This is a genomic window from Aeromonas sp. R2-3 (assembly GCF_040908375.1).
GTDB classification, from domain to species: Bacteria; Pseudomonadota; Gammaproteobacteria; order Enterobacterales; family Aeromonadaceae; genus Aeromonas; species Aeromonas veronii.
This window is the reverse complement of the sequence record NZ_JBFODP010000027.1, coordinates 443,382-459,946: the sequence shown is the minus strand read 5'-3', so window position 1 is coordinate 459,946 and position 16,565 is coordinate 443,382. Positions and strand designations below refer to the sequence as shown.

General features: G+C 60.8%; 14 protein-coding genes. 10 read left to right on the top strand and 4 right to left on the bottom strand.

What is annotated here, in order from left to right; all coding sequences use genetic code 11:
* Positions 1-2: 2 nt before the first annotated feature.
* The gene (locus AB5Z02_RS14645; protein ID WP_005359135.1) at positions 3-602 is read right to left on the bottom strand and encodes an aminodeoxychorismate/anthranilate synthase component II; all 600 of its coding nucleotides are present in this window, start codon (positions 600-602) and stop codon (positions 3-5) included.
* The gene (locus AB5Z02_RS14640) at positions 595-2,229 is read right to left on the bottom strand and encodes an anthranilate synthase component 1 (protein WP_368216288.1); all 1,635 of its coding nucleotides are present in this window, start codon (positions 2,227-2,229) and stop codon (positions 595-597) included. The genes AB5Z02_RS14645 and AB5Z02_RS14640 overlap by 8 nt, the downstream gene beginning before the upstream one ends.
* Before the next feature lie 436 nt (positions 2,230-2,665).
* Here AB5Z02_RS14640 and AB5Z02_RS14635 point away from each other — a divergent pair, with 436 nt between their 5' ends.
* The 5 genes from AB5Z02_RS14635 to rluB all read left to right on the top strand — a co-directional run bounded on the left by AB5Z02_RS14635 (position 2,666) and on the right by rluB (position 6,750).
* Positions 2,666-3,547: a PHP domain-containing protein gene (locus AB5Z02_RS14635; protein ID WP_139406105.1), complete on the top strand. Its 882-nt coding sequence runs from the start codon at positions 2,666-2,668 to the stop codon at positions 3,545-3,547.
* A gap of 106 nt (positions 3,548-3,653) precedes the next feature.
* Complete coding sequence (locus tag AB5Z02_RS14630; protein WP_005338129.1) at positions 3,654-4,274, top strand: L-threonylcarbamoyladenylate synthase; 621 nt, start codon at positions 3,654-3,656, stop codon at positions 4,272-4,274.
* Positions 4,267-5,136, top strand: a complete 870-nt coding sequence (locus AB5Z02_RS14625; RefSeq protein WP_005347349.1) for a ScpA family protein — start codon at positions 4,267-4,269, stop codon at positions 5,134-5,136. The genes AB5Z02_RS14630 and AB5Z02_RS14625 overlap by 8 nt, the downstream gene beginning before the upstream one ends.
* Positions 5,120-5,692 carry an SMC-Scp complex subunit ScpB gene (gene scpB, locus AB5Z02_RS14620; RefSeq protein WP_005350230.1) on the top strand — a complete coding sequence of 191 codons (573 nt, stop codon included), beginning with the start codon at positions 5,120-5,122 and terminating at the stop codon, positions 5,690-5,692. Before AB5Z02_RS14625 ends, scpB begins: the two co-directional genes overlap by 17 nt.
* A 134-nt stretch (positions 5,693-5,826) precedes the next feature.
* Positions 5,827-6,750, top strand: coding sequence for a 23S rRNA pseudouridine(2605) synthase RluB (gene rluB, locus AB5Z02_RS14615; protein ID WP_005347347.1), 924 nt, complete (start codon positions 5,827-5,829; stop codon positions 6,748-6,750).
* 153 nt (positions 6,751-6,903) lie between these two features.
* On the opposite strand, the gene AB5Z02_RS14610 is transcribed toward rluB, so the two are convergent.
* Positions 6,904-7,632 (bottom strand): transporter substrate-binding domain-containing protein, encoded by a 729-nt coding sequence (locus AB5Z02_RS14610; protein WP_368216286.1) that lies wholly within the window; start codon positions 7,630-7,632, stop codon positions 6,904-6,906.
* 190 nt (positions 7,633-7,822) lie between these two features.
* Between AB5Z02_RS14610 and tesB the strand changes: the two genes are divergently transcribed.
* Complete coding sequence (tesB, locus tag AB5Z02_RS14605; protein ID WP_005350232.1) at positions 7,823-8,689, top strand: acyl-CoA thioesterase II; 867 nt, start codon at positions 7,823-7,825, stop codon at positions 8,687-8,689.
* Positions 8,690-8,767: 78 nt separating this feature from the next.
* On the opposite strand, the gene aceK is transcribed toward tesB, so the two are convergent.
* Positions 8,768-10,495: a bifunctional isocitrate dehydrogenase kinase/phosphatase gene (aceK, locus tag AB5Z02_RS14600; RefSeq protein WP_058059117.1), complete on the bottom strand. Its 1,728-nt coding sequence runs from the start codon at positions 10,493-10,495 to the stop codon at positions 8,768-8,770.
* Between the two features lie 206 nt (positions 10,496-10,701).
* Between aceK and AB5Z02_RS14595 the strand changes: the two genes are divergently transcribed.
* The 4 genes from AB5Z02_RS14595 (at position 10,702) to thrC (ending at position 16,416) form a co-directional block, all read left to right on the top strand.
* Positions 10,702-11,409 carry a tRNA/rRNA methyltransferase gene (locus AB5Z02_RS14595; protein WP_021231205.1) on the top strand — a complete coding sequence of 236 codons (708 nt, stop codon included), beginning with the start codon at positions 10,702-10,704 and terminating at the stop codon, positions 11,407-11,409.
* A gap of 263 nt (positions 11,410-11,672) precedes the next feature.
* Positions 11,673-14,132: a bifunctional aspartate kinase/homoserine dehydrogenase I gene (gene thrA / locus AB5Z02_RS14590; protein ID WP_368216285.1), complete on the top strand. Its 2,460-nt coding sequence runs from the start codon at positions 11,673-11,675 to the stop codon at positions 14,130-14,132.
* Between the two features lie 2 nt (positions 14,133-14,134).
* Positions 14,135-15,145, top strand: a complete 1,011-nt coding sequence (thrB, locus tag AB5Z02_RS14585) for a homoserine kinase (protein ID WP_368216284.1) — start codon at positions 14,135-14,137, stop codon at positions 15,143-15,145.
* Positions 15,142-16,416: a threonine synthase gene (gene thrC, locus AB5Z02_RS14580; protein ID WP_368216283.1), complete on the top strand. Its 1,275-nt coding sequence runs from the start codon at positions 15,142-15,144 to the stop codon at positions 16,414-16,416. The genes thrB and thrC overlap by 4 nt, the downstream gene beginning before the upstream one ends.
* The last annotated feature ends 149 nt before the right edge of the window (positions 16,417-16,565 follow it).

The following is a 16,565-nucleotide window of genomic DNA, read 5'->3' as shown; positions in this document are numbered from 1 at the left end:
CCTTAACGCACGCTGCTTTCTGGGCGGGTGATATGGGCGAGCGCCTGGGTCAGCAGACGGGCCCCTTCCGAGGTCATGATGGATTCCGGGTGGAACTGGAAACCCAGTACCCGCTCATCCTGCTGCTCGATGGCCATGGGCATGCCCTGATAGTGGGCAATCACCGTCAGCTCTTCCGGTACATAGGTGGCGACCAGTGAGTGGTAGCGGGCTACCGGCAGCGGGCTCGGCAGACCGGCGAAGGCGCCGTGGCCGTTGTGCTCAATCAGCGAACGCTTGCCGTGGACAATTTCGCCCGCCGCCCCGACGGTGCCGCCGTAGGCTTCGCACAGGGCCTGATGACCGAGGCAGATACCGAGGATGGGCACCTGACCGCGGGCCAGCTTGATCAGATCAATCAGGCAGCCCGCCTCGTGGGGGGCGCCCGGGCCCGGCGAGAGCACCAGTACGGCGTCCCCTTCGCAGGCGGCGATCTCACTCATGATGCGGCTGGCCGGCAGGCTGTTGCGGTAGATCCGCACCGGATAGCCGAGGGAGCGGAACTGATCCACCAGGTTGTAGGTAAAGGAGTCGAAGTTATCGAGCAGGAAGATGTTAGTCATGGCTCACGTCCTTATGTTGCTCCTGCTGGGCGCTCAGGGCTTGCAGGGAGGTGCCATGGCTGGCTGCGATGGCGGCCAGCACGGCGGCCGCCTTGGCGCGGGTTTCGTCCGCTTCGGCTTGGGGTTTGGAGTCATAGACCACCCCGGCACCGGCCTGTACGTGGGCCACGCCATCTTTGACAAACGCCGAGCGAATGACGATGCAGGTATCCATCTCGCCGGCGCCGTTGATATAGCCGACCGCGCCGCCGTAGCTGCCGCGGCGCTTGCCTTCCACCATGCGAATAAGCTCGCTGGCGCGGATCTTGGGGGCGCCGGTGAGGGTGCCCATGTTCATGCAGGCCTGATAGGCGTGCAGGGCGTCAAGGTCGGAACGCAAGGTGCCCACCACTTTGGAGACCAGATGCATCACGTGGCTGTAGCGATCCACTTTCAGCAGCTCCTTGACGTAGCGGGTGCCGGGCTCGGAGATGCGGGCGATGTCATTGCGGCCGAGATCCACCAGCATCAGGTGCTCGGCCACCTCTTTCTCATCCTGACGCAGCTCCAGCTCGATACGGCCATCGAGATCCCGGTTGATGCTGCCATCCGGGTTGAAGCCGCGGCGGCGGGTACCGGCGATGGGGTACATCTCCACGTCGCGGCTGGTGGCGCAGAACTTCACCGCGCTCTCCGGCGAGGCGCCAAACAGGGTGAAGCCCTCATCCTGCACGTAGAACATGTAGGGGCTGGGGTTGGTCTGTTTGAGGCGGCGATAGGCGGCCAGGGGGCTCGGGCAGGGCAGGGAGAAGCAGCGGGACGGCACCACCTGAAAGATGTCGCCACGGCGGATAAAGCCCTTGAGTTTCTCCACCTCGGCGCAGAACTGTTTGTCGCTCTTGTCCACGCTCATGCCGCCGGTCAGGGGCTGGGTGGTCAGCTCGGCGCAGAGGGGTTGCTGGCAAATCTGTTTGAAGTCGGTGAGCCGTTCGCTCAGGCGGGTGTATCTGTCTTCCACCTGGCTCTCGTCGCTGTCGCCGCCGAAGATGCAGGCGAGTAGTTGAGTGGTGCGTTCGATATGGTCGATGGTGATCAGGGTTTCGGCCACATAGAAGCAGTAGTCGGGGCAGTTGTTGCTCCCCTCCGGCACCTCTGGCAGATCCTCGAAAGAGGCGATCAGGTCGTAGGCAAAGCTGCCCGCCATAAAGAGCGCTTCTTTGCCGAGCTGGCAATCAAGCTCCCGCTGCAGGGTGCGCAACACGTCCAGCACGCTGCTCCCCTTGAGGCGGGAATCTTCGTCCTGCTCCCGATCGGAGGCCGGGAAGTCGAGCTGCAGCTCGCCATCTACCAGCGAGCGGGCAACCACCGCAGGCAGCCGCTCAGCCAGCAGGCTCTGCAACTGGGCTCCGTTGTCGTTCAGGCTGCGCACCCGCACGGTGTGGCCACGGCACTCGATGCGCAGGCAGGCATCGACCAGCAGCAGGCTCTGTTTACCCGCCTTGGAGTCGATCTCCACCGATTCCAGCAGCAGGTTGTTGGGGCGGCCCTGACAGAGGTGGGTATAGAGCGCCAGCGGATCGGCCACATAGGGGGCGTTGAGTTTGAGGGTATCGAATTCACCCAGAGGAAGGCGATGTGTGGCTGTCATAGTGCGTTCCCTTGCGTGTGATGCTGTTTACCGATGTTCATGACATTGAATTCCTTGAAAATTTAATTGGTCCGGGGTGGCTGGTTCAGGGGCGCCATCGCCAGGTCAGCTTGCTTGTCTGAATTCTCGGTTTCATCACAGGTCCATTTGCCGGATAATAAAAAAGCCCGCTGGGGTCAGCGGGCTTTTTCTTTGGGTTCTTAATTTGCTGTCAGATTACAGGTACAGCAACGACCACACGCCCGCATGTCAGGGAGTGTGCCACCACCAGATGGTCAGGATGGAAGTCGTTTGCATGATAAAGTCCTGTAAAAAGATGTTTGCAATGAAGTGCCTACAGAAAACGATAAAGCCGCGGCCAAGTCAAGTCGCTTTTTAGCCTTCTTTCACCGATTTGCCATGAATGGTGACCTGACCACGAGAGCGGAATAACCTGATGAGATTCGATCTTCACTGCCATACCACTGCCTCCGACGGGGTGCTGAGCCCAGCCGAACTGGTGCGCCGCGCTGCCGAAAAACAGGTCGAGGTGTTAGCAGTTACTGACCACGACACCCTTGCCGGGCTTGATGAGGTGCGTCGTACTATCGAAGCCGAGCAACTGCCGCTGCGACTGGTGAGCGGGGTCGAGATCTCCACCGGTTGGGAGCATCACGAAATTCATATCGTGGCGCTGGGGGTGGATGAAAAAAATCCGCAGCTGACCGACTTCCTAGCCGGTCAGCTGGCCCGCCGTGAGGCGCGCGCGCTGGAAATCGGGCGTCGTCTGGAGAAGTGCCTCATCCCCGGCACCTATGAAGAGGCCAAACAGCTCGCCGGTGACGCCGCCGTGACCCGCGCCCACTTTGCCAGGGTGCTGGTGGCGCGTGGGGTGGCCGACAACATGCAGAAGGTATTCAAAAAGTACCTGAGCCGTGGCAATAAAGGGTATGCCCCGGCCGAGTGGCCCGAGATGAGTGAAGCCATCGCCGCCATTCACGCTGCGGGTGGGCTGGCGGTGCTGGCCCACCCCAGCCGTTACGATCTCACCGCCAAGTGGATCAAGCGGTTGTTGGTGGCCTTCAAGGCGGCCGGTGGCGATGCCATGGAGGTCTCATTGCCCCAGCAGAGTCCGCAGGAGCGGGCCAATCTGGGCCAGTGGGCCAAGGATCACGACCTCTATATCTCGGTGGGATCGGATTTTCACTTCCCCTCCAACTGGACCGAGCTGGGCCGCCATCTCTGGCTGCCCAAAGAGGGAATGCCCGTCTGGCTGGCCTATCCCGGTCACTTCGGGCTCACCACCGAGCAGCATGCTGAGCTGCTGGCAAGCCGGTAACGGCGCCAGCGAAGCGGCCACAAACAGGTTAAGGTAGTGTCATGGGTCTTTGGCCCGTGACCATACGAGCGGGCAGGTATTGCTGCCCCCATTGCGAGAACAAGCTATGAGTCAGCATTTTTACGTACATCCGGAAAATCCCCAGGCCCGTCTGATCGGTCAGGCGGTACAGATCATCCAGAACGGTGGCGTCATCGTCTATCCGACAGACTCCGGCTATGCGCTGGGTTGCCAGATGGGTGACAAGGGCGCGCTGGAGCGCATCTGCCGCATCCGTCGTCTCGACGCCAACCACGACTTCACCCTGGTGTGCCGCGATCTCTCCGAGATCTCCACCTACGCCAAGGTCGACAACAGCGCGTTTCGCCTGATCAAGAACAACACCCCGGGCGCCTACACCTTCATCTTCAAGGCGACCAAAGAGGTGCCGCGCCGCCTGATGAACGAGAAGAAAAAGAGCATTGGCATCCGGGTGCCGGACAACAAGATTGCCCAGGCGCTCTTGGAAGCCCTCGGCGAGCCGTTGCTCTCCACCACATTGATCCTGCCGGACTCCGAGATGGCCGAGTTCGACCCGGAAGAGATCTTCGACAAGCTGGGCAAGCAGATCGATCTGGTGGTCAACGGCGGTTATCTGGGCGAGCAGCCCACCACTGTGGTCGATTTCTCTGACGACGAGCCGGTATTGCGTCGTCGCGGCGCCGGAGACCCGACCCCGTTTGAGTGATGTCGCTGAACCGGTGACAGTCCCTTCCGCCGAGACGGGGACTGGCGCCGCGCTACCCATCGCGAAAGTCCTGGGGCAGCCCTATCACGAGCTGCCTCAGGACCTGTTCATCCCGCCCGATGCGCTGGAGGTGTTCCTCGATACCTTCGAGGGGCCGCTCGATCTGCTGCTCTACCTTATCCGGCGCCAGCAGCTCGATATCCTCAACCTGCCGATCCTGCAGATCACCGCCCAGTACATGGAGTACGTGGAGCTGATGCAGGGGCTCAATCTTGAGCTGGCGGCCGAATATCTGCTGATGGCGGCCTGGCTGGCGGAGATAAAATCCCGCCTGCTGTTGCCCAAGGCGCCGGAGCTGGAGGATGAAGATGAGGGAGAAGACCCGCGGGTGACCCTGATCCGCCGCCTGCAGGAGTACGAGCGCTACAAGGTAGGTGCAGAGAGGGTCAATGAGCTGCCACGGGTGGAGCGAGAGATTTATATCGCAGCCGCCTTGCCCCCCGATTTTGGCGCCCTCAAGCCACTGGCGCCCGATGTTTCGCTGGTTGAGCTCGCCCTTTACATGCAAAGTGTGGTAAAACGCGCGACTCATTTCGAACATCACCAGATCCGCCGCGAACAGATCCCGACCCGGGTGCGCATGGCGGAGATCCTCGCCATGCTCACGCTGGGGCAGACCCTGCGCCTTGAGCAGGTGCTACGCGCCGAAGAGGGGCGCATGGGGGTACTGGTGACGTTTCTGGCCCTGCTGGAGCTGTGCAAGGAGCAACTGATCTGGATCCTGCAGGCAGAACCGCTGGGACCAATCCATTTCGCATTGGCCGAGCAGAGCGAGGAGGGCAACCGTGGCGCTGCCCACTGAACGACTCAAGACCCTGATCGAAGCGGCGCTGTTTGTGGCCGGTCGCCCACTCAATGTCAGCGAGCTGAAAAGCAGCGTGCTGGCGGATTATCCGGTGACCAGTCGCTATGTTCAGCTACTGTTGGCCGAGATCAGGCAAGATTACAGCTCGCGGGGCGTCGAGCTCAAAGAGGTCGCCTCCGGCTGGCGCTTTCAGGCGCGTCAGGAGTATGCCGAAGAGCTCTCGCGGCTCTGGAGCGAGCGGGCGCCGCGCTATTCCCGCGCCGTGATGGAGACGCTGACCCTTATCGCCTATCGCCAACCCATCACCCGGGCCGAGATCGAAGCGATCCGCGGGGTGGCGGTGTCGAGCCAGATAGTGAATACCCTGAAAGAGCGTGGCTGGGTGCGCAGCATTGGCCACAAAGAGGTGGCCGGTCGCCCCGAACTGCTCGCCACCACCAGAGAGTTTCTGGATTACTTTAATCTGCAGAGTCTGGAGCAGCTCCCCGAGCTGGATCCTGAACTGCAACCCCTGTTGCCCTCTGCGGTGGACGGGGAGAGCGATGCCCGGTGAATGGCGCCCAAGTGTGCCAATGTCACCGAGATATACATTTTTCAACTGTGGCGAGTGCTCCAACCGGCGTTTGTTACAGTTAACCCCGTTGCCCCTTTTACCAGTGGGCAGCGATCAACAATCAGGTAACCCCGATGAGTGAAAAACTGCAAAAAGTGTTGGCCCGCGCGGGTCACGGCTCCCGTCGTGAGATGGAGGCCCTGATCACCGCAGGTCGGGTCAGTGTGGATGGCAAGGTCGCCACGCTGGGGGATCGCGTCGAAGTGAACGCCGTGATCCGGGTGGATGGTCACCAGGTCAAGACCCGTGCCGCAGAGGAAGTGATCTGCCGCGTACTGGCTTACCACAAGCCGGAAGGGGAGATGTGTACCCGTCACGATCCGGAAGGTCGTCCCACCGTGTTTGATCGTCTGCCCAAGATGGAAGGTGCCCGCTGGATCGCGGTCGGCCGCCTCGACGTCAACACCTCCGGTCTGCTGCTGTTCACCACCGATGGTGAGCTGGCCAACCGTCTGATGCACCCGAGCCACGAAGTGGAGCGGGAATACGCGGTACGTGTCTTTGGCGAAATCACCGAAGCCATGCTGCAGCGTCTGCGCAAGGGCGTGCAGCTGGAAGATGGCACCGCCAAGTTCAACAAGATCAAACCGGCTGGCGGTGAGGGTCTGAACCAGTGGTTCAACGTCACCCTGACCGAAGGTCGCAACCGTGAAGTGCGCCGCCTGTGGGAATCTCAGGAAGTGCAGGTGAGCCGCCTGATGCGCATCCGCTACGGTGACGTCAAGCTGGATCGCGGCATCCCGCGCGGTGGCTGGCAAGAGCTGAAACTGCCGGAAGTGAACTACCTTCGCGGTCTGGTCAACCTGCCGCCGGAGACCGAATCCAAGGTCGATCTGCAGCAAGATGGCAAAACCAGCCGTCACAAGCAGGCCGCCCAGATCCGTCGCGCCGTGCAGCGTCACAAAGAGATGCAGGGCAAAGAGCCCCGTGCCCGCGCCACCACCGCCCGTCGCAAGCCGCAAGCCTCTACCCGCAACTCCGGTACCGGCAGCAAGTAAGCCGATAGCCTGTTGCGTACTGCACGCTGTTCAAGTGCTCAGTCGGCCAAGCAAAGGCCCGCACCAACTGGTGCGGGCCTTTTTCATCTCTAGCGGGTGACCTCCAGCTGCCGGCTGGCTCCGGTCATATGGCAATGATTGCTCTCACACTCCTCAGTTGGCTGGTGTCATCCACTCTTTGTTGAAGTCGCGGATAAACATCTCTCCCTCTTCATTGCGGGCGGTGACCAGATAGAAGGTGACGTTCTGGCGAAACAGCGAGAGGCGGTAGAGGGCGGCGTTGTCCTCCTCCGAGAGGTTCTTTTTTGAGGTGTCGTTGATGGGCACCAGATCGACTTTGCCCTTTTTCAGTAGTTCGACACACTGGTTGAGGCGGTTGGTGGTTCTGACGATCAGATTCTGCTCGATGGTCACTTGCTCGATGGCATCGGAGAACCACCCCTTGGGCACGCAGGCGGTTTTCTGCTGCCAGGGTGGGGATTCCAGCCCCTTCTTATCGGGCGTGGTGTACCAGGACTGGATATCGAAGGCGATGGGGGTACTGAACAACAGGGTGTTGCTGCGCTCGTTGGTCCAGGTAAAGGGGAAGGCGGCGATAGCGTTGCCCAGCTCGATGTTTTTAAGTCCTCTCGGCCAGGGCTGGTAGGAGACCCTCAGATCCGGGTGGCCTGCCGCTTTGAGAGTGGTGAGCACCTTGCTTGCCAGCTCGCCGCCATTGGCCAGCGTCGCTGAAGAGTAGGGGGGCAATTCGCCGGTGATAATTACCGCGCTCTGCACCGTGGCGGCCGGGAGCAGCGAGAGAGCAAACAGGGTGGCAAGAAAGCGAAGGGACGAGCGGAGGCGATAAGTGGCAGAGGGCGTGACCGGATAACGGATGTGCATGGCGGGTGACCTCACCTCTATCGATTGCTGACAGCGTAGCGGTTCTGGCAGGGAAAAAACAGACTCGATAAATGCTGTTGGTCGCGGCGTATGGCCCTTGAAGTTCCCTTTGGCGGGCGGAAGGGGTTGTGGCGGTTGCTCTGCTCCGGTGAGCTTGTTAGCCTGTGCGGCTCTGATAGAGGAGTGAACGATGAGCAAGGTACTTGATGAGCTGCTGGCGTTGCTGGCGCTGGAAAAAATCGAGGAGGGCCTGTTTCGGGGCCAGAGCCAGGATCTCGGTCTGCGGGCCGTGTTTGGCGGACAGGTAATGGGGCAGGCCTTGTCAGCCGCCAAGCAGACGGTCGAGACCGGCCGTCAGGTTCACAGTTTTCACTCCTACTTCCTGCGTCCGGGGGATGTGACCCGTCCCATCGTCTATGACGTGGAGAATATCCGTGACGGCCAGACCGTCTCCACTCGCCGGGTCAAGGCGATTCAGGGCGGCAAGCCCATCTTCTATCTCAACGCCTCGTTTCAGGTGCCGGCCGACGGTTTCGAGCATCAGGTACAGATGCCCACCGGCATCACCCCGCCGGAGGAGCTCAAGAGCGAGCTGGAGCTGGTGCGCCCCTACGAGAACCTGATCCCGGCCTCCCTGCGCGACAAGATCCTCTGCGAGCAGCCCATCGAGATGCGTCCGGTGACCTTGGTCGACCCTATTCGCCCGACGGTGCAGGATCCGGTGCGTCACGTCTGGTTCAAGGCCAACGGTCAGATGCCGGACGATCTGCGGGTGCACAAATACCTGCTGGCCTACGCCTCCGACTTCAACTTCCTGCTCACCTCGCTGCAGCCCCACGGGGTGTCGTATTGGGAGCCGGATATGCAGGTGGCGACCATCGATCACTCCATGTGGTTCCACCGGGATTTCCGCTTCGACGACTGGTTGCTCTACGTGGTAGACAGCCCGAGCGCCAGCAGCGGTCGTGGTCTGGTGCGTGGTCAGTTCTTTACCCGTGACGGCATGCTGGTGGCGAGTACCATGCAGGAGGGAGTGATCCGCCGTCGCGGCAGTTAAGGCGCAAAGCGGATAGCAAAACGGGGTGGCTTGGGCCACCCCGTTTTCGTTGCTGCGATGTGCGCGGGCGCTGCGGGATCAGCCGCCGCGCTGGTACTTGAAGCGTTTCTTGCGCCGGTAGGGGTAGACATCCTCGAACACCCCCACCTTGATGTTGCTCTGCAGCATCTTCCAGTAGTTGGCGTCGAACATCTCCTTGTGCAGCTGCAGCATGATCTCCCGCACCTGCGGCTTTTGCAGCAGGAAGGTGGCGAACTCCTCGGGGAAGATGTCGTTGGGGGCTACCGAATACCAGGGCTCTGCGCTCCACTCATCCTCGGGGTAGCGCGGCGGCGGGATCTGGCGGAAGTTGCACTCCGTCATGTAACAGATCTCGTCGTAGTCGTAGAAGACCACCCGGCCGTGACGGGTGACGCCAAAGTTCTTGAACAGCATGTCCCCCGGGAAGATGTTGGCCGCCGCCAGCTGCTTGATGGCGTTGCCGTACTCCTCCAGCGCGAGGCGGGTCTGCTGCTCGTCCGCCTTGTCCAGATAGAGGTTGAGGGGGATCATCTTGCGCTCGGTATAGAGGTGCTTGATCACCAGCTTGTCGTCGCTGATGGTGAGTGCCGAGGGCGCCACCGTCTTGAGTTCGGCAAGGAGTTCGGGCGAGATGCGATCGAGGGGAAACTCGAAGTTGGTGAACTCCTGGGTATCGGCCATCCGGCCAACCCGATCGTGCTGTTTTACCAGCCGGTATTTCGCCTTCACCTGCTCGTGACTCACATCCTTGGGGGGCGTGAACTCGTCTTTTATCACCTTGAACACCACATCGTAGGAGGGGAGGGTGAACACGCTCATCACCATCCCCTTGATGCCGGGGGCGATGATGAACTGATCCCGGCTCTGGGCCAGATGGTGACGGTAGTGGCGATAGAGCTCGGTCTTGCCATGCTTCTGGCAGCCGATGGCGTTGTAGATCTCGTAATCGGGCTTGTGGGGCATGATTTGACGCAGGAAGGCGACAAACAGCGCCGGTTCGCGGGCATAGACCATAAAGTAGGCGCGGGCAAAGCCAAACACGATGGAGGCGAGATCCGGCTCGAAGATCACCGTGTCCACATAGATGCTGTGGCCTGTGCTGAGCAGGGGCAGGATAAAGGGGAAGACCTGATCCCGGGCCCGGATCAGCCCCACCAGATAGGCCCCCTTGTTGCGGTAGAACACCTCTTTGAGCAGCTCGATGGCAAACGGCTCATCATGGAGTATTTGTGGGCCGTTCTCCGCAAGATGGCGGTGGATGTCGACAATATCCCGCTGTTTGTCCTCGTAGGGGAGGGTGAAGCTGTAATCCCCCAAAAGCTGGCTCAAGGTCTGCGGCAGATGGGCCAGATCGGTGCGATAGATCCGCAGCAGGGCGCTTAAATCCGGTTTTTCGCCACGGCTGACAAAGGGGTGGATATAGAGGTTTTCGTCGCGGATATTGCGATGGCGGAAGATCCGCCGATAGACGGAGTTGAAGAAGGACTCCGCCACCTCGAAGTTGTCACAACGGGGCAGCAGATCGCTGAAGGCGCTTTTGACCCGCTTGAGCAGCTCCTGGGTGGCGTGGTGCTCCCCCATCATCTGGCGGATGGAGCTGGCGGTGGCCCCCACATGGTGGTCATAGAGGCGAATACGCTCGCGCCCGGCGAGCTGCACCCCCAGCCAGTCACTGTTCTCGAAGCGGCTCTTGCTGCCCTGGGTTATCTCGAGAAACCGGCTGTAAAACGACTCGAAGCGTTGCAGGATAGTCTCGGCGACGGCCTGTTCCAATGGCTGCTGCATCTCTCTCTTCCTTGTGATCTGTCGGGCCGATAGCGCGAAGGATTGGGTGTAATTTGTTCACACGTCAGGCCACTATCGCAACATTCAAACGTCTGTTCAAGTGGCAATTTTCGGGGATAAACGGTAGATTGCGCCCCTGTTTTGGTGATGGTTTAGCGACTGTTTGCTGTCTGTTTGAGAGGCCGTCCGGCCTGTGAGGAAACCCGATGAAGCTCTATTTTGTCCTGGTGGCACCTGCCCGACCTGCGAATGTGGGGGCGGCTGCCCGCGCCATGAAAACCATGGGATTCGATGCCATGCGACTGGTGGCGAGCCGGGTACACGAAGAGGAGGAGGCAAGCTGGGTGGCCCACGGCGCCCAGGAGATCCTGACTCAGGCCGAAGCGTTCGATACCCTGCCCGAGGCGCTGGCCGACATGGATCTGGTGATCGCCACCACTGCCCGTGAGCGCGGTCGCTACCAGCACTACCTCACCCCGGGGGAGATCCGCGAGCAGATCCGCAGCAAGCCTTCACTCAACAAGGTGGCCATCGTCTTTGGCTGCGAGGAGTCGGGGCTCTCCAACGAGCAGCTGGCCGAGGTCGATCTCATCAGCTATCTGCCCCTCAAGGTGAGCTACCCCTCCCTCAATCTGGGGCAGGCGATCATGCTCTACGCCTACGAGATGAGTCAGCTGATGGATGAGCTGAACGCCGACGGCGCCGCTGCGGTAGCAGAAAATTTTGATAACGCCGGGCAGGTTCGGGTGCTGAAAAGCAAAACAGCAGAATTACTTGGTGAACTCGGAGTTTCGCAGGATGAAAAACTGCATCAATGGGTGATGGACCGGGTGCCCATGCTGCCGCAGCGGGATTTGAACATGCTCCACCTGCTCTGCAAAGACCTTGCGCGCAAACTTGGCAAAGAGGTTTAAGTTGACAGCCCAGCGCCCGCCGCGGTATTGCTAAAAGCCAGCTTCGTCAACGAGTGTTCGTCATGCAGCTATTCACCAACAACATCATCACCACCACCATTATTACCGGTACCACCACAGGTGGCACTGGGGCCGGTTGATGCGCTGACGAACAAGCACAGAAATCAGAAAAGGCCCGTACCCACCCAGTACGGGCCTTTTTGTTGGATGATTTTCAGACCGGTTTTTCGGTTATACAGCAGGGATTACAGGGAGAGAAAGCGATGAGAGTGTTGAAATTTGGCGGGTCTTCACTGGCCGATGCAGAACGTTTTTTACGGGTGGCCGATATTGCGGTCAACACCCACGGCCAATCTCAGGTAGCCCTGGTGCTCTCTGCACCTGCCAAGGTGACCAATCATCTGGTGGCGCTGGTGGAACAGACCAGTCGCGGCATGGATGCCAGTTCCACCCTGTTTGAAGTCAACGGCATCTTCTCCCGCCTGCTGGCCGGGTTGAAGGTGGCCTATCCGGCGCTCGATGACAAGGCGCTGCTGGCCCGCCTCACCGCCGAGCTGGATCAGGTGGAGCGCCTGATGCAGGGCATCCGTCTGCTGGGCCTCTGCCCGGACAACGTGCAGGCGCGCATTCTGAGCCGTGGCGAGAACCTCTCCATCGCCTTTATGCACGAACTGCTGCGGGTGCGCGGTCTGGATCTGGAGCTGATCGTACCGGAAGAGCTGCTGGTCACCGACGGCGGTTATCTGGAAGCGCACGTCGATATTGAAGCCTCCCGCCTGCGCTTTGCCGCCAAGGGGCTGCGTAGCGACTGTCTTTACCTGATGCCGGGCTTTACCGGTGGCAGCGACAAGGGCGAGACCGTGCTGCTGGGGCGCAACGGCTCCGACTACTCCGCAGCCGTATTGGCCGCCTGCGTTGATGCCGAGTGCTGCGAGATCTGGACTGACGTCGAAGGCTGCTACAGCTGCGACCCCCGTCTGGTGCCGGATGCCTACCTGCTGAAAACCCTCTCCTACAAGGAGGCGATGGAGCTCTCCTACTTCGGCGCCAAGGTGCTGCACCCGAAAACCATCGCGCCGGTGGCCCAGTTCCATATTCCCTGCCTCATCAAGAACAGCTTCAACCCGCAGGGGCCGGGCACCCTGATCGGCCCCGAGAGCGGCGACGATGACCTGAAAGTGAAGGCCATCTCGGATCTCTCCGGCATGTGCATGTTCAACGTCTCCGGCCCCGGCATGAAGGGGATGGTCGGCATGGCCGGTCGCATCTTCTCCGCCGTCTCTCGCGCCGGGGTCAGTATCGTGCTGATCACCCAGTCATCCTCCGAGTACAGCGTCAGCTTCTGTATCCACAGCTACGACAGTGAGAAGACCCGCAAGGTGCTGGAGCGCGAGTTCGAGCTGGAGTTCAAAAACCAGCTGCTGGAGCCGCTGGATATCATCAGCGATCTGGCGATCATCTCCCTGATCGGTGACGGCATGCGCACCAGCAAAGGGATGGCGGCCCGCTTCTTCACCTCGCTGGCGCAAGCCTCCATCAACATCGTCGCCATCGCGCAGGGCTCCAGCGAGCGCTCCATCTCGGCGGTGGTGCGGGATCGCAAGGTGGCGGAAGCCATCAAGGCGTGCCACCAGAACTTCTTTGGCAGCCAGCAGTTTATCGATCTCTTTGTGGTCGGGGTTGGCGGCGTTGGTGCCGCGCTGGTGGATCAGATTGCCCGCCAGCAACCGGTACTGGCCGAGCAGGGCACTGGCCTTCGCGTGGTCGGCATCGCCAACAGCCGCCAGATGGCGGTCAACAAGGATGGCCTGAACCTCGCCAACTGGCGCGAACAGCTGGCGGAAGCCCGCGACAGCTTCTCGCTGGAAGGGGTGAAAAAGCTGGTGGAAGATAGCCACATCATCAACCCGGTGATCGTCGACTGCACCTCCTCCGAGGCGGTGGCCGTCCAGTACGCCGACTTCCTCGCTGCCGGTTTCCATGTGGTGACTCCGAACAAGAAGGCCAACACCGGTTCGCTTGATTACTACAAGGCGCTGCGCCGCACCGCCCGCCAGACTCGCCGCAAGTTCCTCTATGAAACCAACGTGGGCGCGGGCTTGCCGGTTATCGAGAACCTGCAGAACCTTATTAAGGCCGGTGACAAGCTGCGTGCCTTCGACGGCATTCTGTCCGGCTCCCTCTCCTTTATCTTCGGCAAGCTGGACGAGGGGATGGCCTTCTCCGAGGCGACCCAAATCGCCCGCAGCAACGGCTTTACCGAGCCGGATCCTCGCGACGATCTCAACGGCATGGATGTGGCGCGCAAGCTGCTCATTCTGGCTCGTGAAGCCGGCATGGCGCTGGAGCTCTCCGATGTGGAAGTCGAGCAGGCGCTGCCGCCGGGCTTTGACGTCAGTGGCGACGTGGAAGCCTTTATGGCCCGCCTGCCCGAAGCCGACGGCTGGTTCCGCGACCAGTTCGCCGCGGCCCAGCGTGAAGGCAAGGTGCTGCGCTATGTGGGCTCCATCGAAGGTGGCAAGTGCAAGGTCGCCATCAAGGCGGTCGGTGGTGACGAGCCGCTGTTCAAGGTCAAAGACGGGGAGAACGCGCTCGCCTTCTTCTCCACCTACTACCAGCCGATCCCGCTGGTGCTGCGCGGCTATGGCGCCGGTACCGAAGTGACTGCGGCGGGCGTCTTTGCCGACGTGCTGCGCACCCAGAACTGGAAGCAGGAGCTATAAGCATGAGTTCAGACATGTACCCCTCTTATATGACGGAAGGCGCCATGGGTAATGACAGAAGTGTGGTTGCCTATGCGCCCGCCTCCAGCGCCAACCTGAGCGTGGGATTCGATGTACTGGGGGCGGCGCTCGCCCCCGTTGATGGCTCTCTGCTCGGCGATCGGGTGCAGGTAAAAGCGGCTGACGTGCCTTTTGCGCTCTCCTCTGTGGGCCGCTACGCCCACAAGCTGCCGGACGATCCGAAAAAGAATATCCTCCATGACTGCTGGGTCACCTATGGCGAGGCGCTGGAGAAGCGCGGCCTTAAACTCAATCCGCTTGAAATGGTGCTGGAGAAGAACCTGCCGGTGGGCTCGGGTCTGGGTTCCAGCGCCTGCAGCGTGGTGGCGGCCCTTGAAGGGCTCAACGCCTTCCACGGCGAGCCGCTCAATGAGCACGACATGCTGCTGCTGATGGGGGAGATGGAAGGCAAGATATCCGGCTCCGTTCACTACGACAACGTGGCCCCCTGCTATCTCGGCGGCATGCAGCTGGTGCTGGAAGAGCACGGCGTTATCAGCCAGGGTATTCCGGTGTTCGATCAGTGGTACTGGGTGGTCTGCTACCCGGGCACAGTCGTCTCCACCGCCGCCGCCCGCGCCATTCTGCCTGCTCAATATCGCCGTCAGGATTGCCTCACCTACGGTCGCCGCCTGGCTGCCTTTGTTCACGCCAGCTACACCGGGCAGGAGGGGTTGGCGGCGAGCGTCTTGAAAGACGTGATTGCCGAACCCTACCGCGCGGCGTTGATCGAAGGCTTCGCCGAAGTGCGGGCGCAGGCGGCCCAGAACGGGGCGCTGGCTACCGGCATCTCTGGCTCCGGTCCCACCGTGTTTGTGGTGATGAAGGATCTGGCGCAGGCCGAGCGGATGAAGGATTGGATGGAAGCACATTTCGTGCAGAACGAAGATGGATTTGCCCGGGTCTGCAAACTGGACATGGCCGGGGCACGGGTAACAGGAAGCGAGCTATGAATCTCTACAACATCAAGGACAACAGCGAACAGGTGAGCTTCGCGCAGGCGGTGCGTCAGGGCTTGGGTCGCGAACAGGGGCTCTTCTTCCCCGAACAACTCGAACCGCTGGCCGATGTGGATGCCCTGCTCGATCTGCCGCTGGCCGAACGCTCTGCCCGCATCCTGAGCCACCTGCTGGGGGACGAAGTACCCGCCGCCAAGGTGAGCGAGCTTATCAACGCCGCCTTCACCTTCCCGGCGCCGCTGGTGAAGCTCAAGGATGGCACCTATGCCCTTGAGCTGTTCCACGGCCCGACCCTGGCATTCAAGGATTTCGGCGGCCGCTTTATGGCCCAGTGTCTCGCGGCCTTTAGAACCAACGACAAGATCACCATCCTCACCGCCACCTCCGGCGACACCGGCGCCGCCGTGGCCCACGCCTTCTACGGGCTGGAGGGGATCGAGGTGGTGATCCTCTATCCCAAGGGCAAGATAAGCCCGCTGCAGGAGAAGCTCTTCTGCACCCTCGGCGGCAATATCCGCACCATCGCCATCGATGGCGACTTCGATGCCTGTCAGGCACTGGTAAAACAGGCCTTTGACGACGAGGCGCTGAAAAAGGCCATTGGCCTCAACTCCGCCAACTCCATCAATATCAGCCGATTGTTGGCGCAGGTTTGCTACTACTTCGAAGCGGTGGCCCAGTTGCCGAAAGCCGATCGTGCCAAGGCGGTGATCAGCGTGCCGTCCGGCAACTTTGGCAACCTCACTGCGGGCCTTATCGCCAAGGCGCTGGGACTGCCGGTGAAGCGCTTTATCGCCGCCACCAACGCCAACGACACTGTGCCACGCTATCTGAAAACCGGTCAGTGGGAGCCGCACCAGACAGTGGCAACCCTGTCGAACGCCATGGATGTGAGCCGCCCCAACAACTGGCCGCGAGTAGAAGAGCTCTGCCGTCGCAAGGGCTGGGCGCTGGAGACCTTAGGGTCAGGCATGCGTGACGATGCCCAGACTCGCGCTGCCCTTAAACGCCTGCACCAGCAGGATTACCTCTGCGAACCCCACGGTGCTATTGCCTGGGATCTGCTGGGGGAACAGCTGGCCGAGGATGAAGTGGGGGTTTTCCTCTGCACCGCTCATCCCGCCAAGTTCAAGGAGTCGGTGGACGAGATCCTGCATCTGGATGTGCCGCTGCCCGGCCCGCTCGCCAAACACGCCGAGCTGCCGCTGCTCTCTGTTAATTTGCCAGCGGAGTTTGCCCGGTTAAGGGCGTTTTTGGTGGGGTAAGTAGCTGAGCTTAGATAACCGATAGAAATAAAAAACCCGGCAACGGGTTTTTTTATGCCTTTGGGATAGGATGGATAATATGTGAGCCAATCAGGCAATAACTGGCTCAGAAAGATATGTTGCCTAGATACATTATTTCTGGTACGTCA